Genomic DNA, 26,118 nt, shown 5'->3' on the forward strand with positions numbered 1-26,118 from the left:
GGGAGTGTTAAGCCATGGCACAGGTTGATATGACCTCTGTACTGCTATTGTTGTTGGCGGGTCTAGGGCTTTTTAGTAGCAATATGCCGATTACAATAGCAATGATTGTGTTGTTGCTGCTTCGAGTGTTACATATGCATCAAGCATTCCCTTGGCTTGAAAAGTATGGACTTACGATTGGCATTATTATTTTAACGATTGGTGTAATGACCCCTGTAGCTAGTGGGAAAATTCCACTTCAAACCTTATGGTCGTCTTTTTTTAATTTTAAATCCTTGCTTGCCATCGCAGTGGGGATATTGGTTGCTTGGTTAGGTGGACGAGGGGTAGTACTTATGGGCAATCATCCAACAATCGTAGCAGGCTTGTTAATTGGAACTGTACTTGGTGTAGCTCTGTTTGGTGGTGTACCTGTAGGGCCTCTCATTGCGGCGGGCCTATTATCATTATTGATCGGAAAGCTATAAGCTTTTGATCCTAACGCTGAATATTCAAGTTCATTATGGTATACTCCTTAATGATGTGCATATCTAATTGGTATGAACGGGATGAATACCCGAATTTTTACAGGAGGTTTTACCGATGTCTCGCCGCTTTGTTATCGAAGCTGTGATGGTAGCTATTTATGGTGAATTGTTGACACCAAAAACAGCGATAGAATATATCGTACCTTACAGCACCATCATGGAATTATATGAACTTCATCATAGTCCTGACCCGATCATTAATAATACTCAGCAGGATCAATTAGTAAAAGAAAGAATAGGCCAATTGATTGCTTATTTAGACATGCCTTTTCATCGCAAAAAACTAGAACAATCACTTCATATCCCTTGGGCACGAAGCACATCTATTCTTTTTAGCAAAGACATTAAATGGACAGTTATTAATGCGCTAGAGCAAGAGCAATATGGTGAATACTTTGATCCAATTGAGACGGAGATGGTTTTAGTGGCTGAACGTGAAAAGGTGCCTGTGCTAACAGATCAAATCGAATTTATTAGTAAAATTGTAGAGGGACAAGTCCCTGTGCAGGTTTTTGATATTGCAGATTTCCAATTCGCACTAGAGGGTAAATTTTCAATCTAGTTTTTATAGCAAAAAGAGCCTTTGCTGCGGCATGCAACAAAAGCTCTGAATTAATATATTAGTTTCAAATAGTACTTACCTGTGGAACATATTTAAAATCGATACCTTCCAATGCTTGGTCATAGGCTACTTGAAGATCATAACCATCCAAATACCACATATCCTTATCTTCCATATAAAAAGTAATCCCATCAATGACAGAGGATAATCCTGCTGACATAGGTGGTTCTACTTGAAGTCCTAGTGAAAATCCAGGATGCAATTCACCTCCTGCACTATAACGAGCAAAGAAACGAACAGCTTGACCTTCCTCAATTCCAAGCTCATGCTTGAACCAATCTGTTGCTTCATGAGTGACATTTATCATTGTATCTCTCCTCCTATCTTATCTCATTGTATCGGAAACATATACAAAAAGCCACATTCCCCCTCAACAATCGCAAGAACTCTCTGGATCGTAGCTTCTATCCTCCAATCGTTGTCAAGTACTGATTTATGAATAGAGCCAAAAAAACAATTGACATTTAATAAAAGCTAGTGTTAAAATTTTCAACATACAAGAGTGCGTATCGCATTCAATATCTTATAAAGAAAGGGTGATTTCAGTGTTGACAATTACAGTACAGATTTTTAACCGTGGCAATGCAATTGCTGGAGATTTACCACAATTGAATACTGAAACAACCCGTATAGATTTGGATCGCACACTTTAACCCATCTTGTATCCATTATTGATTGTGTTATTCATCGTCGCGGCGTTGTTTCATTGATTTTATCAAGAAACGTTGCGATACTAAAGCCATACATACAGGCATATCGTTATGAGTTTTTTGTAACGGTATGCCTTTTTTGTGGTTTCAAAAAGGAGGATTTCCCTTAATGTTTTCCGTACTTAAAGATTTGGGATGGTTTTTTAAACGAGAAAGAAAGCGCTACACCATTGGAGTTATTTTTCTAATTTTATGTGGCGTATTAGAACTGTTTCCTGCCAAAATTTTAGGAAACGCGATTGATGGGATTGCAAGTAATATGATGACGATGTCTTCACTTACTGTGCATGTATTGCTCATTATTGGCTTGCTAATTCTCATTTACAGCATTACGTACGTATGGATGCGACAATTGTTTGGTGGGTCTAACTTAGTTGAGCGTTTGCTCCGTACACGCTTTATGAATCATTTGTTAGGTATGACACCCCCATTTTTTGAACGTAATCGTACAGGAGATCTTATGGCTAGAGCAACCAATGACTTGCGCTCTGTTGCTCAAACAGCAGGTTTTGGGATGCTCACCCTTACAGACTCGACCGTTTATTTGCTTACCATTTTAGTAGCTATGACAACGACCATTAGCTGGAAGTTAACCTTAGCGGCGATTATCCCTCTCCCTTTCATTGCCTTATCTATGGCTTATTATGGTAAGGTCATTCACCAGCGTTATACCTTAGCACAAGATGCATTTGGGGATATGAATGATCAAGTATTAGAATCTGTGGCAGGAATTCGTGTTATCCGTGCTTATGTACAAGAAACCCACGACACGGAACGTTTTGCTGACATTACTGAGGATGTATACCAGAAGAACCTTGCTGTCGCGAAGGTAGATGCTTATTTTGAACCTACCATCCGCTTATTTGTTGGATTAAGTTATGCAATTGGTTTAGCCTATGGCATGTATCTGGTGTTTCATAATGAAATTACTTTAGGTGATCTTGTTACCTTTAATATGTTCCTTGGTATGATGATTTGGCCAATGTTCGCCATTGGGGAGTTAATTAACGTTATGCAACGAGGTGGTGCTTCCCTTGATCGTGTAAATGAAACACTGAATACACCACAGGATGTAAAGGATGTAGAACACCCTATTCATGTGGAAAATCCACACTCCATTGAGTTCAAAGATGTCACTTTCCGTTATCCTACCGCAGTGGGTGATAATCTAAGCAATATCAATATACAAATTAAGCAAGGTCAAACCATTGGCATTGTTGGGCGTACAGGCAGCGGAAAGTCGACTTTAATTAAGCAGCTTTTAAGAGAGTATCCTATAGGTACAGGACAATTACTAATTGCAGATGTACCTATTGAGCAAATTGGATTAAATGACTTATACCGTTGGATTGGTTATGTGCCACAAGAGCAGGTTCTTTTTTCTAAGACAGTTCGAGAAAATATTCAGTTTGGCTTACAGGATGCAAGTGATGAGATCATTATGGAGGCGATTCGTACCGCTGCCTTTGACCAAGATTTAGTTACATTATCTGATGGACTAGATACATTAGTTGGAGAAAAAGGGGTTGCCCTATCTGGTGGTCAAAAGCAACGTGTTGCCCTCGCAAGAGCGTTTATCTCTGACCCTGAAATTCTTTTGCTAGATGATGCGCTATCTGCTGTTGATGCACGAACCGAAGCAAAAATTATTAACAATATTCGCACGAAGCGTGCTGGCAAAACAACACTTATTGCTACACACCGTCTTTCCGCAATCGAGCATGCAGACTTAATTGTAGTACTTGAGCGAGGACATATCGTTGAACAAGGATCACATCTTGACTTGCTACAGGCGGAAGGCTGGTATAAAGAGCAATTTGAACGGCAGCAAGTTGAAGCGAACCTCAGTTCAGAGGAGGAATAACAATTATGCAAAAGAGCAGTACAGGAAAAAAACTGTTTCAATATGCGCTGACAGCTAAAAAAACATTCATTTTAGCATTGATTATGTTAGCCATTGGGGTAGGCGCAGAGCTAGCAGGCCCCTTTCTGGCTAGAGCAATGATAGATAACCATATGTTAGCGATTGAGAAACCATATTACGAAGTGAAAAATTGGGATGCTGACACGGTTAGCTTTGAAAATCGTTATTTTAAACGTTCTGATCGGGTTGTGGCAGGCGAAGCAACTGGAAACGAAGTTCATATCCTTCAAGTTGGGAAATCCTTTGTATTTATTGAAGGTGCCATGGACAAAATTGATGGAAAACGTAGCTTTCAGGATGGTCAGTTCTCTTTGGAGAACAACGGTACCATTACAACCTACCCTGCTAAACAGCTAAGTTCTACGCAACTATTTTCGTTTTACAAACCTGAATTACCAGGGATCTACAGTCTTATTATGTGGTACCTCGTATTTCTTGGAATCTCCATTTTAATGGAATTTGGTAAAACGTATTGGCTACAATCTTCAGCAAATCAAGTTATTCGCAAGCTTAGAATGGATGTATATGCACATATTCAACGTTTGCCCGTTCACTTTTTTGATAACCTCCCTGCTGGGAAGGTCGTATCGCGTGTTACGAATGATACAGAAGCGGTTAAAGACTTATTTATCGCTGTGCTATCCAACTTTTTCTCTGGAGCTATCAATATGATTGGCGTATATATCGCCTTATTCATTTTAGACTTCAAGCTAGGATTGATTTGTTTATTTGTTGTTCCGATGATTTGGTTATGGATTGTGTTGTACCGTAAATTTGCAACGCGCTTCAATACGATTATCCGCTCAAGATTAAGTGAAATAAATGCGATCATTAACGAATCCATTCAAGGGATGTCCATTATTCGAATATTTAGGCGGCAAAAGCAAACCCAAGCCGAATTTGAACATCTTAACAACGATTACATGAAGCATCAAAACAAAATGCTTAACCTCAATTCATTTACATCACATAACCTCGTTGGTGTACTAAGAAACTTCTCGTTTGCAGTCGTTCTCTGGTATTTTGGTTCACAGCAGCTAACAGGTGCAGGTATTATTTCTCTTGGTGTGTTGTATGCCTTTATTGATGTGTTAGGCCGTCTCTTCCACCCGATTACAGGAATGGTCAATCAGCTTGCTGCGCTTGACTCCTCTATCGTTTCAGCAGGGCGTGTATTTAAGCTCATGGAGGAAACAGGTGAAGAGGTTGATTATGGTACAATGCCACGTTATCGAGGAGATGTAGAGTTTAACCATGTATCATTTGCGTATAAAAAAGATTATGTATTAAAAGACATTAACTTTAAAGCGAAGCAAGGCCAGACGGTAGCACTTGTTGGGCATACAGGCTCAGGTAAAAGCTCAATTATTAATTTGTTGTTCCGTTTTTATGATCCACAAAAAGGGACAATTACAATTGATGGGCAACCCATAAAAGATTTGCCTAAGCAATGGATCAGAGCGCATATGGGGATTGTATTACAGGACCCTTACCTATTTACGGGAACGATCGCTTCTAATGTTAGCCTAAGTGATAAGCGTATATCTAGAGAAGCTATTGTCAAAGCATTAGAAGATGTTGGTGCTACTAAAATTTTATCTCATCTGCCGCAAGGAATTGATGAGCCTGTAATTGAAAAAGGGAGTACCCTCTCCGCAGGTGAACGTCAGTTAATTTCTTTTGCTAGAGCTTTAGCGTTTGATCCAGCCATCCTAATATTGGATGAAGCAACGGCAAATATTGATACTGAAACAGAGGCCTTAATTCAATCAGCACTAGAAGTGCTGAAAAAGGGTCGTACTACCTTCATTATTGCTCACCGTCTCTCTACGATTCGTAGTGCAGATCAAATTTTAGTATTGCATCGTGGAGAAATTGTTGAGCAAGGTACACATGATGAGTTGCTTGCTAAAGGTGGACGATATTATCAAATGTATCAGCTACAAGGTGGCTCAGTAGATACTTCTACACAACCTGTTGGAATTATACAACCTATTCAACCTATCGTGACACCAAGCTAATCAGCATTCTAGGATAAAGTAGTTCAATAAAGGCTCAATCTCGAAATTAGTTCTTGACCGCTAACTCAAGATAGCAGAGAGACAGAGCGATTCTGAAGATTGTCTCTTAAAATCGCAAGAACGCTCTGGAGCGTAGCTTCCAGACTCCTATCGTTGGCAAGTACTAATTTCTAAATAGAGCCATAATAAAAATGCAAATTAAAAATCCGCCCTTTCTATAATAGAAAAGGCGGATTTTTTAGCTTGAATTAAGGAGTCTGAACTAACTTAATATTTTTGTATTGACTAGAAACATAAGTTTCTGTGTGTGAATCTGTAATGACCTGAATGTACATTTTGTCTGGATCTGGATCAAGTAGCTTGTAATAAACCGTCGCTTGATCAGGCTCCGTAAATTCAATCTTCTCAACGGCAATTCCGTATCCAGGGTGAGGCTGATTTTCACGAGTTACAATCACTTTGTTGATAGCATCACTTACTTTTTCCGTCTTATAGGATACCTGATCGTTTAATTGTTCACTAGCCTCTTTAAAGGCCCGTACAAATTCATTTGCTTTATAAGCCATTTTTGCTGCTTCCATACGTGTAATAGATTGCTTAGGATGAAACTTCCCTTCCTTATCTAATGTCGCAATTTTGTGCAACAGCATAACCTGAACATCCCCATTATAATCAACAGTAATATCAGATTCATCTGTAATAAAGATAAACATTTTAATAAGAGGGTAATTTCCAGTCGTATCCATTGCTTTTCTTAAAATAGAAACAAAAGCTTCTCGTGATAACTCTGCTGTCGGATTAAATTGCGCTGGGAGCTCAACCCCATTGTCTTTAAGTATATTTAAAGATTTTGTATACCATGGGGCCTTTTCCATTTTCAAACTATTATTGCTAGCAGCTTTTGGCTTGAGATCCAGTGCCTTAACTATTAATTGTATCCCTTGTGCTCCAGTTAATTTTTGATTTGGGGCAAAGATATCGTTGTTAATGCCTTGAATGATCCCTTTATCTAATAACGCCTTTGTTATTTTTGCATCTTCACCTGTAACATCTGTAAAGGCAGATGCAGAGGCGCTAAGTAAAAGGGATGTGGAGAGTGCTAAAACCGCTGCAACTTTAAATTTTGATTTTCTCATTTTTTATCACCTCTAATTCCTTTGACGTGGACATTGTTTAAAATGTTTCAGTTTTTAGCTATATTTATCATTCTTCATTCAGATCAAGCTTGCGGTATAAATCATGTGTGTGCTGTTGTAGTAATGCCTGTAGCTTAGACGCGTCCTCACAGAAATGTTTAAGCTCTTTAATCATCTCTGTTCTCCCTTTTTCAGAGAAGGTAGCATGAATTTTTTGTTTAAAATAATCGTGTACAATATAATTTCGCTGCTTCCAAATATGTTTTAACAACTCCATTTCCTCAGGAGGAAACGTAAAATAATGACTTATTTCTCGGACAAGCTGCCCTAAGGAATTACTTAGCTTTTTATCAAAATGCAATTTTAGCTCCGCCTCAGATGTCATATCCCCTGAAGCAACTTTAATCAAAATAATGAAATTTGCCATCTGCTGCTCCAGTGCTTGCGAATAATACACGGCTAACCCAAAGTAAGCAAATAACTCTCTAGATTGCAAATGCTCATTTAATAATGAATCACTCATAGCAAACCTTCAAGCTTTCTTAGTTCATGTCTGATCCATTGCTGGTCGAAATGCTCTCCTATAAATACAGCAACATCAGCTACTTCACCTTGTGGTGTAATAGCCATAAAATCAGATTCACGATACGCATATTGAAACAGGAAGCGTTTTGATGTATCCGTAAAGCTAAGTACACCTTTTGCACGATATATTTCTCTTGGGAGCTGCTTAATAAACTGTTCAAATTCGTTACTATCCACTGGCTTTTGAAAATAATGCGTGTACACTGTAACATGCGTATGCGAAGCATGGTCATGGTCATGGTCATGGTCATGGTCATGGTCACAATGATTATGGCAAGCACAGTTAGATTGTTCAACCCTCGATGTAGCCAGTCCATTATTAACAAAATAACTTCCTTCTACTAATGCTGTTAAATCTACGTCACATTTTATTGCCTCGATAACATGTGCATGTGGATTGATGCGATTTAAAAACTGCTTCATTTCAGCTTGCTTTACGTCATCAATTCGATCTATTTTGTTCATAATTAGTAAAGTAGCTGCGCGAATCTGATCCATCATTAAGGAATATGTTTTGCCACTTTGGGCTTCATACAGTTCATTTAAAAAGGCAGTATCTACTACTGTAATTAGCGGTTTTATGTCCAACTTCATAAATAAAGATAGCTCTGTCACGGCATCTAAAATATCAATTGGATTCGCTACCCCTGTCGCTTCAATAATAATGACATCAGGATGTTCATTTTCAATCAACTGCGACAATTCAGTGCTTAAATCCCCACGAACTGTACAGCATATACAACCACCTAGCATTTCTGTCATCGGAACCTTGGCATCAACCAACATCCCATCAAGATTAACTTCACCAATTTCATTCATGATTACTGCGGGCTTGACATGTTGTTCCTGTAAAAAGGAGATCATTTTTTGTAATAACGTCGTTTTACCGCTACCTAAAAATCCAGATAATATATAAATAGGTGTAACCCCATTTTGCTGTGTCATATGTAAGCCCTCCACTGTTTCATAAAGTTTCATAAACGATCATTTTAATATTATCACAATTTTGATCAGACTGGCTATTTCATAAAGGAGACAAAAAAGCTACACCCCATCACTAGCTGATGCTAGTTAGAGGTGTAGCTAAATGCTTTTTTATTTTGTAGATTTAACTTTAGTTTGTTTAACTTTAGTTTGCTTTGCTTTTGTTTGCTTCGTTTTAGTTTGTTTTGCTTTTACTGGTTTTGCTTTTTCTTGTTTCTTTGGATCTGGTTTACCTACCAAATTCAAGATGCCATATACAGAAGTATCTTGATATCCGTTACCGGTAATGTCATTCCAAGATGTAACACTTTGACGTGCACCGGACTTAGCATCATTAATTTGAATATCGAACCCAAGCTTCATACCATTGTTAGGCTTCACTGCAGTTAACGGAATTTTCATCTCTACCGTATAGTTTGTGCCAGATACTGTTACCTTGGATTCAAATCCTTTTTTGATTCCATCAGGGTTAAATGAGGTTTCATTTGCAAAGTTAACACGGTATTGACCATCATCTTCTTGATAGAATGTTGTTTTTTCATTGTTTTGATCTAGGAATACTTCAACTGAATCTTGTTCCCATGCATTTTTATTAGATTTGTCTAGCTCTTTATCACTAACCTGTACTAAGACATATAAGTTTTTGTCATCCCACATTGCTTTAGCAGTGCCTGTTGCACCTTGCCAAGCGGTTTGATATTTATTCACTTGCATAGCGGGAATTTTATTCCAAACGGCATCTACTTTACCATCGAGTACCGGTGTTCCATAAAATGCATTAGATTGATTTGCTTCTGATGTGTCAGGAACATGTTCCTTTAAATACTTATCAGGATCTACAACACCATGATATGCAGGTTTTGCTTGAAGATTTTTATCAAACACTAATGGGTTGTTTTCTGAACGCCAGCTTGTGCCATCATCAAGTCCCCAGAAAGTAACACGTGCAATATTTTCGCTGTGCTCTTTGTACAGTTTCATAAGTTGTGCATATAAGTAACCTTGCGCTTTAGTTTCTTTGTCTGTCATTTTATAGTTATTTCCTGCTGAAATGTCCAGCTCAGTCACACTGACCTCAACACCAGTTTTAATGAAACGCTCTAATGACAATTTAACATTTGTAGGGTTGGTGTTAATTCCGTAATGTCCTTGCATACCGATTCCATCAATAAGTTTTTTACCTGGATGCTTCTCAGCATATTTATCATTTAATTCTTTAACCATTGCAGCAATTGCTGTAGATTTGTTTTGATTGTCATCATTATAGTCGTTGTAATACAACTTCACATCCCAATCTGGATGCTCATCTAATACTTCTCTTGCCGCCAAAAAGGCTTGCTCTAAGAAATCAGGACCAATAGATTCAAACCATAACGATTTACGTAGTGCATTTTTCCAATCTGTTGGATTTTGAGGATTGTCACCCATTGCTTCATTTACGACGTCCCATGAAATGACACGATCTCCAAAATGCTCAACAACTTTACGAATATGTGTACGCATATTTTTTAATGCTTCATCTCTAGACAAGGGAACTTCTTTACCTTGACTGTCTAGTTTACTATACATCCAAGCAGGGGATTGCTGATGCCATACTAATACATGACCATGCATTTTCATACCCTCTGCCAAAACTTTATTAACGATCGTATCTGCATCTTTAAAGGTAAAGACACCTTTTTCCTTTTGTAGCGCATCTGGTTTCATAGCATTGCCAGTTGTTGCTACATCATGATGCATCTTTAAAAGCTCTAATCTTCTGCCTTCCAAATCTTCAGCAGAGATTGCGTTTCCAATTAAGAAGTCATTTTTGTAAACCTCTTTAATTGCTTTAATATCCTTTTGAATTTCATGTGCATCTACTCCTGTTTCTGTGAAACTAATATCATCCACATAGAAGGAAGCAGTTTTGCTATCTGGAGCTTCTACATAAATAGTCAAAAATCCATCGCCAGTGCTATTATAGCGATATTCTCCTTGAAGCTGAACCCATCCATCAGTTGCATTTACAGTTTTAGAGCTAATCGAGTTATAACCTGCTCCACTACCTTGACCGACTTGGGTTGACAATCGTAATGACGTTGTAGCTGGCTCAATTAACTTAACCCATGCACTCACTTCATATTGCTTACCTGCTTGCACATATTCCTCCACACGAGCAGTAGGTCCATGCCAGGAATCTAATCTTCCTTCAACCTTTAGCGCTTTACCTCCTCCTTCGGTATGGTTTTCTTTATCTGTAATTGTCAGCTTTTCCGTTCCTGCTCTTCCTGTAACTGGTCCTGCCTTTCCATCCTCAAAAGTGATGGTCGTAAACTTCTTCCCTGATTGTTCTGCTTGTGCTGTTGCACTTGGCCCTACCATAGGTACCAATAATGCAACCGTCAGCAAGCTAGATAAAAATACTTTTAATGGTTTTTTACTCATCTAGTGCACCCCTTAAACTTAAAATGTAAAATATTTATTAAATAATACATATAAAACCCAATTTAAGCGCTTACATAAATAAAGCAAAAAAATTCAGGAGAAATAAAATAACCCCTTGAAGCAAAAGCCAATCGTAAGGATAGGGCTATATACACAAGGGGCTCTAATCATAGGTGTAAATGAAGCAGGTTGCAGTTGCTTTAGCTCTCCGGATAAGGATCAATCATACGAATTGTGCCATCCGGATTGTAGGTTAACTCAGCATATTTTACGTTACGCTTATAGTCAACCCCTTCAGATAATGAGCAATCATGATAGAATAAATACCATTTCTCCTGAAATTCAACAATAGAATGATGTGTCGTCCAACCGATTACTGGTGGCAAAATAGTGCCTTGGTAAGTATAAGGTCCCATTGGGTTATCCCCTATCGCATAAACCAATTTATGCGTTGATCCAGTAGAGAAGGATAAATAATATTTTCCATTATATTTATGAATCCAAGGACCTTCAAAATATCTGCGATCCTCATCGCCAGCAGGGATTGGATTTCCATCCTGATCCACAATTAAAATTTCATGTGCTTCAGTTGTTAAAGAAAGCATATCATCACTTAGCTTGGCAATTCTTGGACCAAGTGCAGGTGCATCTGGAGCAGGCCCTTCGGCATCTTCAACGAATTTACCTGTTTGCCATTTCTCTAATTGTCCACCCCATAATCCACCAAAAACCATGTAAGCTTGATCATCTTCATCAATGAATACAGCAGGATCAATACTAAAACTTCCTTCAATATAGTTCGCTTCAGGCTCAAAAGGACCTGCTGGAGAAGCTGAAGTAGCTACACCGATACGGAAAATTCCTTCATGATCACGCGCAGGGAAAAACAAATAGTATTTTCCATTTTTAAACGCTGCATCTGGAGCCCACATCTGACTAGATGCCCAAGGCACGTCCTTCACATGCAATACTTGCCCATGATCTACAACTGGCGAGTTAAAGTCAGCCATAGATAATACATGGTAGTCCTCCATTCTATATTGGTCACCGTTATCATTAATTTCTCCATCATGATCCAAATCATGAGAAGGATAAATGTAAATACGATCTTCAAAAACATGTGCTGAAGGATCAGCAGTATAAATATGAGAGACTAAAGGTTGATGCTGCTTAGGCAATTCAGACATTGAAATACTCCTTCCAATTATATATTTATCTCTAACATATGTTTATATCTTTATTTCTTAACTAGCTTTGCTACCCGTTCATAAGATGGTTTCGGTTTATGAGCTTCATCAAATAAAAACGGCCAATTTTTACGTCCACGTACTGGGAAATCGCTCAGCCACGTGTAATCATCTGCTGCACCCCAGAAAGTAACCGCGCTAATATGATCTCTATATTCGCGAAGCATACTAAAGATAGATTCGTAACGTGCTGCTTGCAGCTCTAGCAATTCTGCTGGAGGCTCTAGTAAATCTGTGCGCTTATCTTCAAAGCGGAACACAGACACATCTAGCTCTGTTAATTGAAGCTGTAGACCAAGCTTCGCATATTTTTCAATTGCAGCCCTAATGTCATCAAGATGTGGATCATACAAATTCCAATGTGCTTGTAGACCAACACCATGAATAGGGACACCTTGATCTAATAAAGAAGAAACTAATTTATAAATCCGATCACGCTTGAAAGGGTGAGATTCATTATAATCATTGTAAAATAGTAAAGCGTTAGGATCCGCTTCATGTGCATACTGAAAGCCTTTTGCAATGAAGTCTTCACCAACAATATCTAGCCATTTAGAAGGTCTTAGAAAAGCATCCTTATCCTCGGCATCATCTGAAATGACTTCATTAACTACATCCCAGCAATATATCGTATCCTTATATCTTCCAACGACAGTATTAATATGTGAGCGAAGTCTTTCTAATACCAACTCACGGCTAGCTACTCCACCTTTGCCATCCTCAAAGAGCCAATTTGACGTCTGATTATGCCAGACTAACGTATGTCCACGTAATGCAAGCCCATTTTGCTTTGCAAAGGCTGCAATTTCGTCCCCTTGCTCAAACGTATATACATCCTCTTCTGGATGCAAGCTGACAAACTTCATTTCATTTTCAGCTGTAATACTATTAAAATGATGGAGAAGCAACGATTTTTGATTTTTAATCGTGATTGGATTCACCGCTGCACCAATATGAAAATCATTTTTAAATAAATCCTTTAACGCTTCTTCCTGATGCATTCACTCATATCTCCTTCCTATTTTAAGTATGGAGGTATTCAAACCAATCAAAATGAGCTTCTGCCTGACTGTCTTGTCCGTTTCCAGTAGCATATAAGCCAATAACGACACCAGTAAAGCACATTTTGCTTACAAAATCCTCTGGAGATAAAGCTCTTGCTGAGCCTGATGCTACACTTGTCCAAGTTTCCCCATTTTCCGAATATAGTAATGTGTATTCAGTCTCACTAGAGTTAATTTTAAGGAATATACGGTTGCTGTTTATAGCCGCTTCATGCACAATTTGTGACTGTCCCCGAACAGTTAGACGTGCTATAAGCTTATTACTACCCCCAGAATGAATAACCCCAATTTCATAATGAGCATCTTCATCCCGACGTGCAACCAAACCAGCTTCTTCTCCTTCTTTTGTTGGCGTAAATGCCATAGAAGTTACAAAGCTTGCATTCACATGTTGTTGTCTTCTTCCAACAAACGTAAGCTGTCCAATCTCACTTAGATTTGTTGCCTGACCCGTTAGCGTCAATCTGCTGTTTTGTTGATCAAGTTTACACACATTAGGCGTTGGATTACGAACAAACATCCATTCAAAGCCAAGCTTTTCACCATCAAAATGTTCACGACCTGTAATAATAGCAGAATGAGAAGGATTTTTCTCAATCATTGGCAATTGATCAACAACCATATTAAGGCTCACGATACCTTCATTGTTATCGATATGAGGCCAACCTTCATTCCAAACGACTGGAGCTAAAAATGTCTCACGTCCAAGCACACTGAAACCGTCTTCAGTTAAGCGCACTCCAAGGAATACTGCCCACCAATTGCCGTTTAAATCATCAATTAGATCTGCATGACCTAAATATTGAATCGGGTGGTCTAAATGACGATGTGTCAAAATAGGTTCAGGATAAAGTTCAAATGGACCATATGGATTTTCACTACGTCCAATAATTTCACGGTGATCCTTAGCTGTCCCCCCAGAAGCAGACATCATATAATACATGCCATTAATTTTGTACAAATGTGGTCCTTCTGTCCATGGACCACCATCCCCATGCCATACGATCTTCGGTTCAGACAGAGCTTTCCCTGTCTTAATATCAATTTCATATTGAATTGCATGTGAATCATAATCTGCACCTTGCTGTGCAGTGACATAAACCTTACCATCCTCATCAAAAAATAATGAAGGATCAATCCCACCATGTGGAATTAAGATTGGATCAGACCAAGGTCCTGCTGGATCAGTCGCCGTCACGTAAAAGTTCCCAATTCCTCTTACATCGGTAGTGATCATATAGAAGGTTCCGTCATGATAACGAATCGCAGGTGCAAAAATTCCGTCTGAGCTTTTTTGATTCGTTAAATCAAGCTGACTCTTACGGTCTATAATATTTCCGACTTGCTCCCAATGAACCAAATCCCGGCTCCGAAAAATCGGAACACCGGGAAAGTATTCAAACGAGCTACAGATGAGGTAAAAGTACTCTCCTGCTCTTGTAATACTTGGATCAGGATAGAAGCCAGGAAGTATTGGATTAGAATAACTATATTTCTGTGAAGTTAATTGATCCATTTATTCCTTAACACTCCCTACATTAAGTCCTACGACAAAGTATTTTTGCATGAATGGATACACCATCAAAATTGGAACGGATGCGACAATCGTAATCGCTGCACGAATAGAAACGGGTGTAACAAGCGAGATGTTTTGCGCTCCTACCCCAGCCGCAACTGAAGGGTTACTGTTCGCATTCATACTAGAAGAAATCAGCTTCATCAATTCATATTGCAACGTACTTAATTCTTGTCTTGAGGAGGTGTAGATGAAAGCATCAAACCAAGCATTCCATGCACCTACTGCAACAAACAATGCAATCGTTGCCAATACTGGCTTACAAAGCGGCAACATAATTCTCCAGAAGATTTTAAAATCACCTGCACCATCAATACGTGCGGATTCTACCAAACTTTCAGGAATCGTATAAATATAAGTCCGAATAACGATTAAGTTAAAGGCACTGATCATACCTGGTATTACGTATACCCAGAAGCTATTAAGCAAGCCTAAATCTTTAATCAAGAAGTACCCTGGAATTAGACCAGCATTAAAGTACATCGTTAATACAAAAATTGTTGTAATTGGTTTACGGAAAATATATTCTCGACGACTGAGTGCATAAGCAAGCATTGTAGTCAAAAATATGTTTAGTATCGTTGAAAGTACTGTTCTTGCTACAGAGATCCAAAATGCATTAAAGATCGTCCCTGATGCAAATACCGCTTTGTAGTTTTGTAGCGTCCATTGACGTGGCCATAAATATAAACCACCTCTAATCGTATCGTTCCCTGCATTAAATGATACAACGACTGTATTTAAGAACGGATACAACGTTACGATTACTAAAAAAATCATAAAAATTGTATTTAATGTATGGAATATGACCGACTCTGCATCTGATTTTCCAAGTCGTCTTGGAAGGGCAACGGCGCCGCCGGACATTTGAGTTTTCTTTTTCATTATAACAGCCTCTCTTCCCCAAGCCGCTTGGAAGTCCAGTTCGCAAGTAACAGCATAGTAATACTAACGACTGTTTTAAATATACCCCCAGCAGTAGCCAATGAATAGTTCCCCATTGCAATCCCGTATTTGAGAACAAAGATATCAATCGTTTCCGACCAGTCCACAACAAGTCCGTTGCCTAACAAATATTGCAACTCAAAACCTGCTTCAAGAATGTGTCCGACCTGCATAATTAACAGGATGACGATCGTTGGCTTAATACTTGGCAAAGTAATGTTCCACATTTTTTGATAACGATTTGCGCCATCGATATCCGCCGCTTCATATAAAGCAGGGTCAATAGATGCCATCGCAGCTAAATAAATAATTGTATTCCAACCCACTTCTTTCCATACCGTGGTTCCACCAACGATACCCCAGAAGTACTTACCTTCACTTAGCCATAAAATCGGTGAATCAATGAGATGTAATCGCATCAAAACGTCGTTGATAATTCCATCAGATGCTAGAGATGTAGCGGCAATACCTGTAACGATAATCCAAGATAAGAAGTGTGGCAAATAAGAAATCGTTTGCACCGTTCTTTTCCAAAACACTTTTCTAATTTCATTTAATAGTAATGCTAAAATAATTGCAGTTGTAAACCCTAAAACTAAGTTAATTAAACTCATACCTAGCGTATTACGTAATACCCGTAAAAAGTTATCATCTTTAAATAAAAATTCGAAATGTTTAAATCCTACCCATTTTTGTTCACCAAAGCTACGTGCAGGCTTATAGTCTTGAAAAGCCATTGTCCAGCCCCAAATTGGAACATAAGCAAATGTAACAATATAAGCTAGTAATGGTACTGACATAAAAATCAATTGTCTTTGCTCTACGATCGTTTTCCAAGTCCACCGTTTATTTTTCTTGCTTTTTTTCTTCAACGGCTTTAGTGGCTCAGTGCCAGTCACAATCTCCTCCATAGTATCAAACTCCCTATCCATCCTTTAGATTGAAGGAAAGGGAGTTTTTGCTCCCTTTCCATTTAACCACAACTTATTTCGTCGTCCAGTTTTCAATTCTCCATTTTAACACTTCATTAATACGATCTTCATATGCTTTGATATCGATTTTTCCTATTTCACCCACATATTCATCCCAAACTTTATCAAACTCAGCTTTAGGAGCTAAAATTGCTTTAGGTAAATATTTTGTTTGAGTATCACTTAACTTTTTATTAGCTAGCATAGCTGGAGAACCATCAACCAAGTCAACGGACCAAGCTGGATACGTAACCGCATTTGGTGGTGGAGGACTAAAGAAATCAACATAGCTATTAAATCCGTATGCTTCTAACATCTCTTTATCGTAAGGCTTGAGACCTGCTTTATATTCTTCAGGTTGGTCATTCGCAGAAACTGCGTTTCCATCACTAAAGTAACCTTCAATCTTAGGTGCAGTGCCGTAAAATGCTGCTGCTTTGTTCGCAAGCTTCCAAGCTTCATCTGTTTGATGATCGCGTTGTTCTTGCGTCATCATAAAGCGACCTTTATCAGTTACATAATAGTCTTCGCCTTCAACACCCCAAGTTAACAACTTTTGCCATTTTTCATCTAGCAATTTATCAAGTGCCATAATGATTCTAGCTGCTTTATCTTTACCATTAACCGTAATACCAAATCCATTGTTTAGGTTAAGTACAGTACGGTCACGATAGTAATCCTTGATTGTTGAATCGTAAGTTAAAGGTAAAGCTACATAAGTACGTTCGATTTTTTTCTGAGTTGTTAAGGAATCCTCAGCTTTTTGGAAGTTCCAACGTTGGTCAAACATACCCAATACGTTACCATTAGAAAGTTTAGCTAAATATTGGTCAAAGTTTTGTGTAAACGTTTCCCGATCTAGCAAGCCTTGTTCATTAATTTCGTTCAGCTTTTGATAGTATCGTTTAGCATAGTCTTTGTTAGCAAAGATTTCGGCTACACCATCTTTAACTACTACACCACCATCGTTTGGATGACCGATCAAATGTTGAGGTGGGTTAAACAAGCCCCAGTTTTTCCAGTCATAGTTCAAAATTTCAAATCCAATCGTTGGTTTACCATCAATGGTTGGATATTTTTCTTTATATTTCTTAATTAAATCAAAATATTCATCCAATGTTTTTGGAGTTGGATAACCAAACTCCTTGAGTACTGCCTTTTGAAGGTAGAATGCAGGACCATTATAATAAGTACCCGCAGTTTCACCGTTAAATGCACCATAGTTTGGCATGTAATAAATGTGACCATCATTTGGATCCTTCATTTGATTCCAATATGCTGCATAGTGTTTTTTCAAGTTTGGTCCATACTTTTCAATCAAATCTTCCAAAGGAATTACTGCGCCAGCAGCAGTTAACTTTTGGTCAGCGGACATAATATCTGGATAGTCACTACCCGCGATCATTACGCCAAGCTTTTGATCCTTGTCTCCTGCTAAAAACTCAAACTTAAATGTAATACCTAACTCATCTTTAATTTTTTTGTAAATCTTGTTGTCAGCTGTTGGTTGTTGTCCAGCTTCATTTAAAAATACAGAAATCTCAATTGGATTTTGCGGACTAACATCCACTACCTCGCTATCTGATCCTGTTTTTCCATTGCTAGCCTCTTTGCTGTTACCGCCACCGCAACCTGCGAGCACAACGCTCAGTGTTAACAGTAGGGTAACTCCGACGCGAAGCAATTTTTTTCTGTCCCCCATAAAGCACCTCCAAAAATATTTGTTTTTCAGAAATGTAAGCCCTTTCAAGTGGCTGATTTCATTATAGATTTATATCCAACCTTAAACTATATTCGAATTATAGGTGTTTCCGAGAAAACCTTAGGTTTTCTTATATTCGTTAGGTGAAACACCTATTCTTTTCTCAAATTGCTTTAAAAAATGATTATAACTGGTGTAACCCATCATTTCAGAAATCTCACTATTTTTATATTGATTACTGCGAAGTAGGCGACAAGCTTCCTCAATTCGTAAATCGTGAAGCAATTCATTAAAACCAATACCGTTTTTGCGCATTAAAAGCTGTCCTAAATAAGCGGGGTGAAGAAAAAAGCGTTCTGCTAGCATTTTTATCGTTAAACCTTCGCGATAATGCGTCATAATGTATTCATTAATCTCTTGTATAATGCCTTGTGACTCCATCGTATTTTCTTTCAACAAATAATCAAAGCAAACCCGCCCACATGAACGTAACATCCCAATTAAATCATCGAAAGTAATTAATGTTTCATTTAAATCAGGAATATCAAATAATTGCCAAGAGGACTCTTTCTCCTTCTCCATCTGCCCACGCAAGTACATTTTAATCTCATGCAAAATATAAATGACAAACTTATGCGCCTCATCAGGATGTACCCTTATCTCACGAAAAGTATGTTCAATATGATTCACTGTTTCCTGATAACTGGTGTGATCAATAAGCTGCAGGGAATTAATGATACGTTCCAATAGCTCTACTTGCTTAAAATAAGTTTGAAATTCTCGTTTCTCAATTTGATTGTAGCTAACAATCCCATTTTCCTCTGACTCATAAAATGCATGCAATAAAGCTTCCGTGGCAGTCAAATAACAATTTCTAATGTTGATTAATGAAGGTTCAGGTTGTCCTACTGCCATAAACAGACGAAAACCCGCCAAACGGCAGGCAAGTTTTTGTAGTTTATCCCATACATCTTCCTTTTTGGTTTGCTTCGCTGTATTTCCAAAAACAATAGAGAAGTATTCCTTACGTAGATGTATAAAATATACGGTATAAATCCCTTCCAAAAACTCTTTTGCAATTTCGCTTACACGTACTAACTGATCTTTAGGCACCTGAACTAAACATACATTCCAATCATTTGCCTGTAAGGATAGAGAGCCCGCATATATTTCATCCTCTAAACTTAATGGCTTTCCAAGGAGCAAATCCTTTACTAGGATAAGCTCCTTTTCTCTTTGAGCCACTTGACCAATATGAAGCTGGGCTTTTTCCTCGATTAACTCCTTTAGAACCGCACTAATTTCAACTTGTGCTTGCTCCTCATCAAGTGGTTTAAGCAAGTAGCGAGAAACTCTATATTTAAGTGCCTTACGTGCATAACCAAAATCACTATATCCCGTTAAAATAATAAATTTGGTATGGTGATTACCTTTTTTACGCCATTCTTCTATCATTTGTAGGCCATCCATTTTAGGCATATGAATATCTACCATGACCAGATCAGGCTGTAGCTCTTCCATTACATTTAAGCCTTGGAGTCCATTTTCACAGATTCCACACACTTCAAATCCCAATTCGTCCCAATTCACCAAAATTTGCAAACCCTCTAGTGCCAAAGGCTCATCATCGATCAGTAATACTTTAAATGCCATTACGACTTCCTCCTTCTCCATCCTGCCATTCAAGCAGACTTAACGGAATTTTGAAGGACACTTCAGTTCCCTCTCCCAGCGTGCTTACAATGTTAAAATTAACTTTATCTTCATAATATAGCTCCAGACGTCGGTATACATTACGAATCCCGATATTACTTCCTGCACTTTCCTCTTTACTACGCATGTTACTTAACACTTTTCGAAGTTGGTCTTTGTCCATTCCTTGCCCATTATCGGCAACGACAATATTTAAATATCCATCCACAATTTCTGCACTAATCGTGACCGTTCCTACGCCTTCAATCGCTTGAATCCCATGCTTGCACGCGTTTTCAGCTAGCTGCTGTATACTCATTTTAGGTATTTTGTAATGTCGAACGTCATCATGAATATCAATTTCATATTGAAACTTATCTCTAAAACGGAATTTTTCAATCCCAAGATACATTGTCGTAAAACTTATTTCCTCCTCTAGCGTTACTAAATCATCTTTCCAATTTAATAGACGTCTAAGTAGCTTGGACAAATCTTTAATTATATCCTTAACATCTATATAGTTATTTTTTGTACTCACAACAAGCAGAGCATTTAATGTATTAAATAAGAAATGTGGATTCATCTGGCTTTGCAATAAATTAAGCTCTGCTTTCACACGCTCAGCCTCTTGACTTCGTTGCTGTATTTCAAGCTTATAGACATTATTGATTAATGAATTAATCTGTGCCGTCATCATATTGAAGTTACGAATTAAATCACCAATCTCATCCCGACCACCATCAATATTAATTAATTCAAATTTTTCGTTACGCACCTTCTGCATATGTCTAGATAATCGCTTTACACGATAGTTATACGAACGTAACATCACATAAATAAACATAGACGTAACTAATGTCATTAAAGCTGCCAACACTCCAAAATATAGCCACATATCAAGCGTTGCTTTTTTGATACGGGTTTCCTGCGGCACCCCAATCAGCTTCCAGCCTTTTACATAGCTTGCGTTTCCGATCGGAATCACATGTAATTCTTTATTGATATCCTTAGTGTACTTATTCATATCAAACAAAGTATAATCAGTATCACCTTCACCTTGATAACGATCATCTGTTGAAACAATAATTTGTCCCTTATCATTAACTAAATACAAATCAAGGTAACTTCGTTCTCTTGCAATTACATCATAAAAACGACTCAAATAAAAATCGATTTTAACTAGCTTCTGATATGAACCATTTGGATTGTAATAGTTCATTTTTTCAATAATACTGAGGTAGGACGACATGGACACAGCATTATTTACAGATGTATCACGATAAGCTAATACTTTAAATGAACCTTTTGATTTTTGCCATTCTGCATACCAATTACTGCCCAGCACATTCTCATCAATGAGGTAATAGTCACCACCAGGAACAATTGTAGGGTTATTCGTATAAATTCCGATACGCTGAATTTGATTATTAACTGGAATATAGGACGTTACCCGGCGCCGAAGCTGTTCATCAAAGGTGTAATAAAAATCCAATTGATTCGTATAAATTCGATCCATTGCATCATACAAAAACTTATCTGTAATGATGGCGTGACTAACAGCCACCCCACCATCGATCATACTATGAATATCTTTCCTTGCTCTTTCTAATGAAATTTGTAAATTTTGTTCTTCTCGCTCTTTAATAATTCCTGACATCCGATTCATAAACAATAAGTTCATCACAATAATAGGAAGTAAAACTCCGATTACAATGAAAGTAAATTTGTAGTTTAAAGGAATATCATTGACGATACTACGAAATCGGAATTTTTTTCTCATAACGTAATCTCCATCCTAAAGCAGCATAACAAACCCGTTTCCACTATCAATATTAAATTTTAAACATCATCTCTATCAACCGTCTATATATTCACTTTTCTCCTGCTTTCTATAAGCAGATGGTGCGACACCAGTCATTCGTTTAAACTGACTAACAAAATAATCCGTGTTCGGATAACCTGAATTAGCTGCAACCTCACTAATGCTTTGTCGTCCTTGTCTTAAAAGTCGTTTTGCCTCTTCAATTCGTTTATCATTCAAATATTCACGAAATGATTTCCCCGTCTCCTGTTTAAAAACTTGCCCCAAGTAGTTAGGGTTCATATGAAATTTTTGCGCAAGCTCCTGAAGTTGAATTTTCTCACGGAATTCTTGGTTCACATATTGGATAACATGAAATAATGTATTATTTTCACTTTGCTTACGTTGCTTACGAAGTGTTTCAAAACCAATTAAGCTTAATGTCACCGCATATTGATGGAATTCAGAATAACTATTAATTTCAGTTAATTTTCCTAGACTTTGCTGTAAACGCTGAACAAATTGGTCCACATTGCCACCCAGTTCCTTTAACTTTTTCAAAATATCCATTTCTAGGGAAAGCAATTGGAGCCGTACATATTCCTCATCTGAGGACGGAATTCTTGACAAAGGAGCGGCAAGTAATAAATCTACGGCAGCTTCAATGTGATTGGGCTCATCCCCATTAATTGCTTCCATTAAGGTAGACAATGCTTCTTTATTTACTTGCTTATTAATCGCCTTAGGATCATAACTATGTGAGAGGTCATTAAAGTCAATAATTCCTTCACGGTTATGGTAACGCTTCCACCCCAGTGCTGATAATGCCTTCTGATAGGCTAAATGTAAAGAGGCTACGCCTCCAGTGCTATGCCCTACTGCAACAATAATAGGCACCTCTTGTGGGCATTCCTCATAAATTTTTGAGCCAAGCAGCTCTAATTCGTCTATACTGTATAAGCTATTAGGGACAATAAGTCCTAATCTTCCTTCTGAATCTGAAAAAAGCTCAGGAGCCGTAGGCGTTATAAGCCCTGCAACGATTTCCTTTAATTGCTCTTCTTTAAGCTCTGTTTCAATTAAGACACAAGCTACTTCCTCATCACCTTTTATCATTAAAAGCGCTTCTGCTTCATCATTTAATTGTTCACTATATTCTCCTTGCAGTAAACGATTCACTAAACGATTAACATACAGAGAACGTTCGAGTCGATATAGTGACTCTGACTCTAATTCATTTTGAATTTTTTGACTCATCTGCTTCAATACTAGCTCAATCTCATCTTCATCAATCGGTTTAAGCAAATAGTCCTCCACTTGTTGCTTCAGTGCTGCTCTGGCGTATTCAAAATTGTCATGTCCACTTAATATTACAAATCTAGGAGGCTTAGTTAGCTCATGCATCGATCGATCTATTAATTCAAGACCGCTAACAGCAGGCATATGAATATCTGTAAACACTACATCAGGCTGAAGCTCTTCAATCATTGCCCAAGCCGTATTTCCGTTTGCAGCTTCTCCGCAAACTTTAAACCCATACTTGTTCCAATTTACTATGGTGCGAAGTCCTTCAAGCACCCATGGCTCATCATCAACTAACAGTACATTCATCATGAATCACTCGCCCCCTCCATTTAAATCAATATTTTCGCCTGTGTAATTGAGAGCGTATTTATGTTAATCATATCATATGTATCCCCTTTTTTTAACTATTCAAATATTGTTTTACAAAAAACGAAACCGACTTAATAGAGACGTGATGTCTGTAGTTAGCCGGTTTCACAGTATATAAGTACTATTCAGAAAATTTGAGATTTATTTTTATATCATTAGCTGTAAATTTTGCGATTTCCTTGGTCTGGAATCCCACTTTTACGAAGGAAATAAGTGTTAATCATATCACGCCAGAAGGCAGCATGTTCTGCTTGTTCTTTTAATCTTAGCAAAACAGCTTGGAAACGTTCAGCATCAATTTCCTTCTCGGTTTCCTTCCAAGATGTTATCAACTCTTCCGCTTGCGCTGCTCCGTCAAAATGAGAATCATAAATGTGCTGGATCACTGTTTTTCCTGAATCTAATACATGCTCATAAGAAACATGGTGGAAAAATAAAAGCAATTCATCTGGACAAGCTTCTAGCGAATCATACATTTTAGCAACTTCAGGCCGATATTGTGAAGAATAACCCGTTCCTGTGGCAACGGTGCGATCCACACCAATACCTTTACAGTCTGCAAAATGATATGTTCCCCACTTCGAATATTCATAACCATCCACATTTGGACCATAATGATGATCAGGGTTAACCATCCAGCCGACCCCAAGTGGTGAGGTGTAGTTCTCGTAAATAGACCATGAACGTAACAACATATCCGATATGATATTCATAGTTTCTGGAGATGCCCTAAAGGTCATTTTAACCCATTCATTTGTAATTTCCTCCGCAGATAATGATGGGTTCCAAATCAATCTACCATAGCCATATAAATTTGCTTGCGCTAAATCATGCCCTGTCCAGTTCATATCGTTTCCGATATTAGATACTGCCGCAATTCCCCCATACAGGTTGCCAAACAGTTCGCCACTTGCAACCTTAGCAACGGTAGAACCTTCTCCCTTTGCACACGTATCAAAATCAAGAATTTCCTTCCATTGAGGCACGAGATAACATACATGACGTTGTTGACCTGTATATTCTTGAGTAATTTGAAGCTCTAATATCTGATTTGTATGCTCTAATCCACCAAACAGCGGTGAAATCGGCTCTCTGACTTGGAAATCCATTGGACCATTTTTAATTTGTAAAATGACATTATCTTTAAACTGATCATCTAACGGCATAAAATGATCATAAGCCGCTCTAGCTCGATCCGTCTTGCGATCTCGCCAATCCTGATGGCAATTATATACAAAGCAACGCCATACCACGATACCACCAAAAGGCTCCAAAGCGGTTGCTAGCATATTTGCACCGTCCATATGATTACGTCCATAGGTGAACGGCCCTGGTCTATTTTCAGAGTCTGCTTTAACAAGGAAACCTCCGAAATCAGGGATGATCTTATAAATTGCTTTTGCCCGCTCATTCCACCAAGCTGCAACCTCTGTCGCAAGTGGATCCGCAGTTGTTAATCCCCCTAACTCTATTGGGCTTGCATAGTTAATGGATAGGAAAAGCTGAATACCATATGCACGAAATACAGCGGCAAGACGCTCCACATTTGGAAGTTGCTCATCAGAAATTAATTTTGTTTCGTGGGCGTGCACATTCACATTATTAATCGTAATTGCATTAATGCCAATTGAAGCAAGCAATCTCGCATAGTCCTGAATACGGCTTAAATCCTCAACAATTTTATTGTTTTCATAAAATATAGACTCACCTGCATAACCACGCTCAATAGAACCATCCATGTTATCCCATTGATTCATCATACGAATGCCATTTACAGGAATCTCTTGAATGCTAAGGTCAGTTACATCAGCTTCAAGCTGTAGCAGCTTTAAGAAATGGAATACCGCGTAAATAACAGCGCGGTCACTTGCACCTGCAAGAGCAATATAGCTACCTAATTCATCTTGACCAGTGGAGATCACATAACTATCATTTGCTCTATCTCTATTGTTTGTGTTGGCTTTGATGGTGGAAGTGCCTAGTTGTGTCAACGCCCCCTCTAGTAAAGGGTGATCCCCTGCTGTTCCAATAATGATACGTCCATTACCAGCTTGCGCATCTTCTCCTTGCACAATTGGACTCACACCTAATAGGGATTGTAGACCAATAATAAGTTCATGTTTTGCAGTAGCTAATAAATCTGAGGAACGCGGGACAATTACAGCCCCACATTGCTTGGAGTAACTTAGTCGTATTTGTTCATTTTGAATTTTGTCAAATTGTAACCAACATTGATAGCTTTTCGTTTTCATGAGGTTCTCCTTTTTAATCGTTTTATTATGGCTCTATTTATAAATCAGTACTTGACAACGACTGGAAGCTGGTAGCTACGATACAGAGAGTTCTTCCGATCATTGTTAAAATCAGATTCCTTGTATTTCATAATAACTTGAGTGTTAAAATCTGATTTTAAGAGATGAACGTTCCACTTCTCCAGAATCTCTCTGTCTCTTCGCTAGGTTGGGTTGGATCATCAAGTGCTAATTTCAATCTTGAGCCTTTATTATAGT

General features: G+C 38.2%; 19 protein-coding genes. 4 read left to right on the forward strand and 15 right to left on the reverse strand.

From position 1 onward, the window contains the following. Positions 1-14 precede the first annotated feature (14 nt). Together ABE099_RS07080 and ABE099_RS07085 are read left to right on the forward strand one after the other, a co-directional pair. Positions 15-467: a DUF441 domain-containing protein gene (locus ABE099_RS07080; RefSeq protein ID WP_430028768.1), complete on the forward strand. Its 453-nt coding sequence runs from the start codon at positions 15-17 to the stop codon at positions 465-467. A 115-nt stretch (positions 468-582) separates the two neighbouring features. Beyond that, on the forward strand, positions 583-1,089 hold the full coding sequence (locus ABE099_RS07085; RefSeq protein ID WP_430028770.1) for an ADP-heptose synthase: 507 nt from the start codon (positions 583-585) through the stop codon (positions 1,087-1,089). Between the two features lie 64 nt (positions 1,090-1,153). Here the strand turns inward: ABE099_RS07085 and ABE099_RS07090 are convergent, their stop codons facing one another. Further along, positions 1,154-1,456: a HesB/YadR/YfhF family protein gene (locus tag ABE099_RS07090; RefSeq protein WP_430028772.1), complete on the reverse strand. Its 303-nt coding sequence runs from the start codon at positions 1,454-1,456 to the stop codon at positions 1,154-1,156. A gap of 512 nt (positions 1,457-1,968) precedes the next feature. Between ABE099_RS07090 and ABE099_RS07095 the strand changes: the two genes are divergently transcribed. Continuing rightward, positions 1,969-3,723 (forward strand): ABC transporter ATP-binding protein, encoded by a 1,755-nt coding sequence (locus ABE099_RS07095; protein ID WP_430028773.1) that lies wholly within the window; start codon positions 1,969-1,971, stop codon positions 3,721-3,723. Positions 3,724-3,728: 5 nt separating this feature from the next. Next, the gene (locus ABE099_RS07100; RefSeq protein ID WP_430028775.1) at positions 3,729-5,804 is read left to right on the forward strand and encodes an ABC transporter ATP-binding protein; all 2,076 of its coding nucleotides are present in this window, start codon (positions 3,729-3,731) and stop codon (positions 5,802-5,804) included. A 248-nt stretch (positions 5,805-6,052) separates the two neighbouring features. Here the strand turns inward: ABE099_RS07100 and ABE099_RS07105 are convergent, their stop codons facing one another. The 14 genes from ABE099_RS07105 to ABE099_RS07170 form a co-directional block, all read right to left on the reverse strand. Further along, on the reverse strand, positions 6,053-6,940 hold the full coding sequence (locus tag ABE099_RS07105) for an S-layer homology domain-containing protein (RefSeq protein WP_430028777.1): 888 nt from the start codon (positions 6,938-6,940) through the stop codon (positions 6,053-6,055). 67 nt (positions 6,941-7,007) lie between these two features. Further along, entirely contained in the window at positions 7,008-7,463 is a 456-nt protein-coding gene (locus ABE099_RS07110; RefSeq protein ID WP_430028779.1) for a hypothetical protein, read from the reverse strand. Beyond that, positions 7,460-8,470 (reverse strand): CobW family GTP-binding protein, encoded by a 1,011-nt coding sequence (locus tag ABE099_RS07115; RefSeq protein ID WP_430028781.1) that lies wholly within the window; start codon positions 8,468-8,470, stop codon positions 7,460-7,462. The genes ABE099_RS07110 and ABE099_RS07115 overlap by 4 nt, the downstream gene beginning before the upstream one ends. Positions 8,471-8,620: 150 nt before the next feature. After that, entirely contained in the window at positions 8,621-10,936 is a 2,316-nt protein-coding gene (locus tag ABE099_RS07120; RefSeq protein WP_430028783.1) for an endo-1,4-beta-xylanase, read from the reverse strand. 200 nt (positions 10,937-11,136) lie between these two features. Continuing rightward, the gene (locus ABE099_RS07125) at positions 11,137-12,123 is read right to left on the reverse strand and encodes a glycoside hydrolase family 43 protein (RefSeq protein ID WP_430028785.1); all 987 of its coding nucleotides are present in this window, start codon (positions 12,121-12,123) and stop codon (positions 11,137-11,139) included. 50 nt (positions 12,124-12,173) lie between these two features. Further along, positions 12,174-13,184 (reverse strand): endo-1,4-beta-xylanase, encoded by a 1,011-nt coding sequence (locus ABE099_RS07130; protein WP_430028787.1) that lies wholly within the window; start codon positions 13,182-13,184, stop codon positions 12,174-12,176. A 22-nt stretch (positions 13,185-13,206) separates the two neighbouring features. Next, positions 13,207-14,763, reverse strand: a complete 1,557-nt coding sequence (locus tag ABE099_RS07135) for a glycoside hydrolase family 43 protein (RefSeq protein ID WP_430028789.1) — start codon at positions 14,761-14,763, stop codon at positions 13,207-13,209. Beyond that, on the reverse strand, positions 14,764-15,708 hold the full coding sequence (locus ABE099_RS07140; protein ID WP_430028791.1) for a carbohydrate ABC transporter permease: 945 nt from the start codon (positions 15,706-15,708) through the stop codon (positions 14,764-14,766). After that, positions 15,708-16,679 (reverse strand): ABC transporter permease, encoded by a 972-nt coding sequence (locus tag ABE099_RS07145; protein WP_430030520.1) that lies wholly within the window; start codon positions 16,677-16,679, stop codon positions 15,708-15,710. The genes ABE099_RS07140 and ABE099_RS07145 overlap by 1 nt, the downstream gene beginning before the upstream one ends. Positions 16,680-16,752: 73 nt before the next feature. Then, positions 16,753-18,441 (reverse strand): extracellular solute-binding protein, encoded by a 1,689-nt coding sequence (locus ABE099_RS07150; protein ID WP_430028793.1) that lies wholly within the window; start codon positions 18,439-18,441, stop codon positions 16,753-16,755. A 120-nt stretch (positions 18,442-18,561) separates the two neighbouring features. Further along, positions 18,562-20,094 carry a response regulator transcription factor gene (locus tag ABE099_RS07155; protein ID WP_430028795.1) on the reverse strand — a complete coding sequence of 511 codons (1,533 nt, stop codon included), beginning with the start codon at positions 20,092-20,094 and terminating at the stop codon, positions 18,562-18,564. Next, a complete protein-coding gene (locus ABE099_RS07160) occupies positions 20,084-21,913 on the reverse strand; it encodes a sensor histidine kinase (protein WP_430028797.1) in 1,830 nt (609 codons plus the stop codon). Before ABE099_RS07160 ends, ABE099_RS07155 begins: the two co-directional genes overlap by 11 nt. 75 nt (positions 21,914-21,988) lie before the next feature. After that, on the reverse strand, positions 21,989-23,548 hold the full coding sequence (locus ABE099_RS07165) for a helix-turn-helix domain-containing protein (RefSeq protein WP_430028799.1): 1,560 nt from the start codon (positions 23,546-23,548) through the stop codon (positions 21,989-21,991). 215 nt (positions 23,549-23,763) lie between these two features. Beyond that, positions 23,764-25,860: an alpha-glucuronidase family glycosyl hydrolase gene (locus ABE099_RS07170; protein WP_430028801.1), complete on the reverse strand. Its 2,097-nt coding sequence runs from the start codon at positions 25,858-25,860 to the stop codon at positions 23,764-23,766. Positions 25,861-26,118: the final 258 nt, after the last annotated feature.

The sequence above is a fragment of the Paenibacillus turicensis genome, from assembly GCF_050461185.1.
GTDB lineage: Bacteria > Bacillota > Bacilli > Paenibacillales > Paenibacillaceae > Fontibacillus > Fontibacillus turicensis_A.

What these genes read in the sequence shown, in the direction of transcription:
- ABE099_RS07080 (WP_430028768.1), top strand. Translation starts at nt 15, where the DNA reads ATGGCACAGGTTGATATGACCTCTGTACTGCTATTGTTGTTGGCGGGT.
- ABE099_RS07085 (WP_430028770.1), top strand. Translation starts at nt 583, where the DNA reads ATGTCTCGCCGCTTTGTTATCGAAGCTGTGATGGTAGCTATTTATGGT.
- ABE099_RS07090 (WP_430028772.1), bottom strand. Translation starts at nt 1,456, where the DNA reads ATGATAAATGTCACTCATGAAGCAACAGATTGGTTCAAGCATGAGCTT.
- ABE099_RS07095 (WP_430028773.1), top strand. Translation starts at nt 1,969, where the DNA reads ATGTTTTCCGTACTTAAAGATTTGGGATGGTTTTTTAAACGAGAAAGA.
- ABE099_RS07100 (WP_430028775.1), top strand. Translation starts at nt 3,729, where the DNA reads ATGCAAAAGAGCAGTACAGGAAAAAAACTGTTTCAATATGCGCTGACA.
- ABE099_RS07105 (WP_430028777.1), bottom strand. Translation starts at nt 6,940, where the DNA reads ATGAGAAAATCAAAATTTAAAGTTGCAGCGGTTTTAGCACTCTCCACA.
- ABE099_RS07110 (WP_430028779.1), bottom strand. Translation starts at nt 7,463, where the DNA reads ATGAGTGATTCATTATTAAATGAGCATTTGCAATCTAGAGAGTTATTT.
- ABE099_RS07115 (WP_430028781.1), bottom strand. Translation starts at nt 8,470, where the DNA reads ATGACACAGCAAAATGGGGTTACACCTATTTATATATTATCTGGATTT.
- ABE099_RS07120 (WP_430028783.1), bottom strand. Translation starts at nt 10,936, where the DNA reads ATGAGTAAAAAACCATTAAAAGTATTTTTATCTAGCTTGCTGACGGTT.
- ABE099_RS07125 (WP_430028785.1), bottom strand. Translation starts at nt 12,123, where the DNA reads ATGTCTGAATTGCCTAAGCAGCATCAACCTTTAGTCTCTCATATTTAT.
- ABE099_RS07130 (WP_430028787.1), bottom strand. Translation starts at nt 13,184, where the DNA reads ATGCATCAGGAAGAAGCGTTAAAGGATTTATTTAAAAATGATTTTCAT.
- ABE099_RS07135 (WP_430028789.1), bottom strand. Translation starts at nt 14,763, where the DNA reads ATGGATCAATTAACTTCACAGAAATATAGTTATTCTAATCCAATACTT.
- ABE099_RS07140 (WP_430028791.1), bottom strand. Translation starts at nt 15,708, where the DNA reads ATGAAAAAGAAAACTCAAATGTCCGGCGGCGCCGTTGCCCTTCCAAGA.
- ABE099_RS07145 (WP_430030520.1), bottom strand. Translation starts at nt 16,679, where the DNA reads ATGGAGGAGATTGTGACTGGCACTGAGCCACTAAAGCCGTTGAAGAAA.
- ABE099_RS07150 (WP_430028793.1), bottom strand. Translation starts at nt 18,441, where the DNA reads ATGGGGGACAGAAAAAAATTGCTTCGCGTCGGAGTTACCCTACTGTTA.
- ABE099_RS07155 (WP_430028795.1), bottom strand. Translation starts at nt 20,094, where the DNA reads ATGGCATTTAAAGTATTACTGATCGATGATGAGCCTTTGGCACTAGAG.
- ABE099_RS07160 (WP_430028797.1), bottom strand. Translation starts at nt 21,913, where the DNA reads ATGAGAAAAAAATTCCGATTTCGTAGTATCGTCAATGATATTCCTTTA.
- ABE099_RS07165 (WP_430028799.1), bottom strand. Translation starts at nt 23,548, where the DNA reads ATGATGAATGTACTGTTAGTTGATGATGAGCCATGGGTGCTTGAAGGA.
- ABE099_RS07170 (WP_430028801.1), bottom strand. Translation starts at nt 25,860, where the DNA reads ATGAAAACGAAAAGCTATCAATGTTGGTTACAATTTGACAAAATTCAA.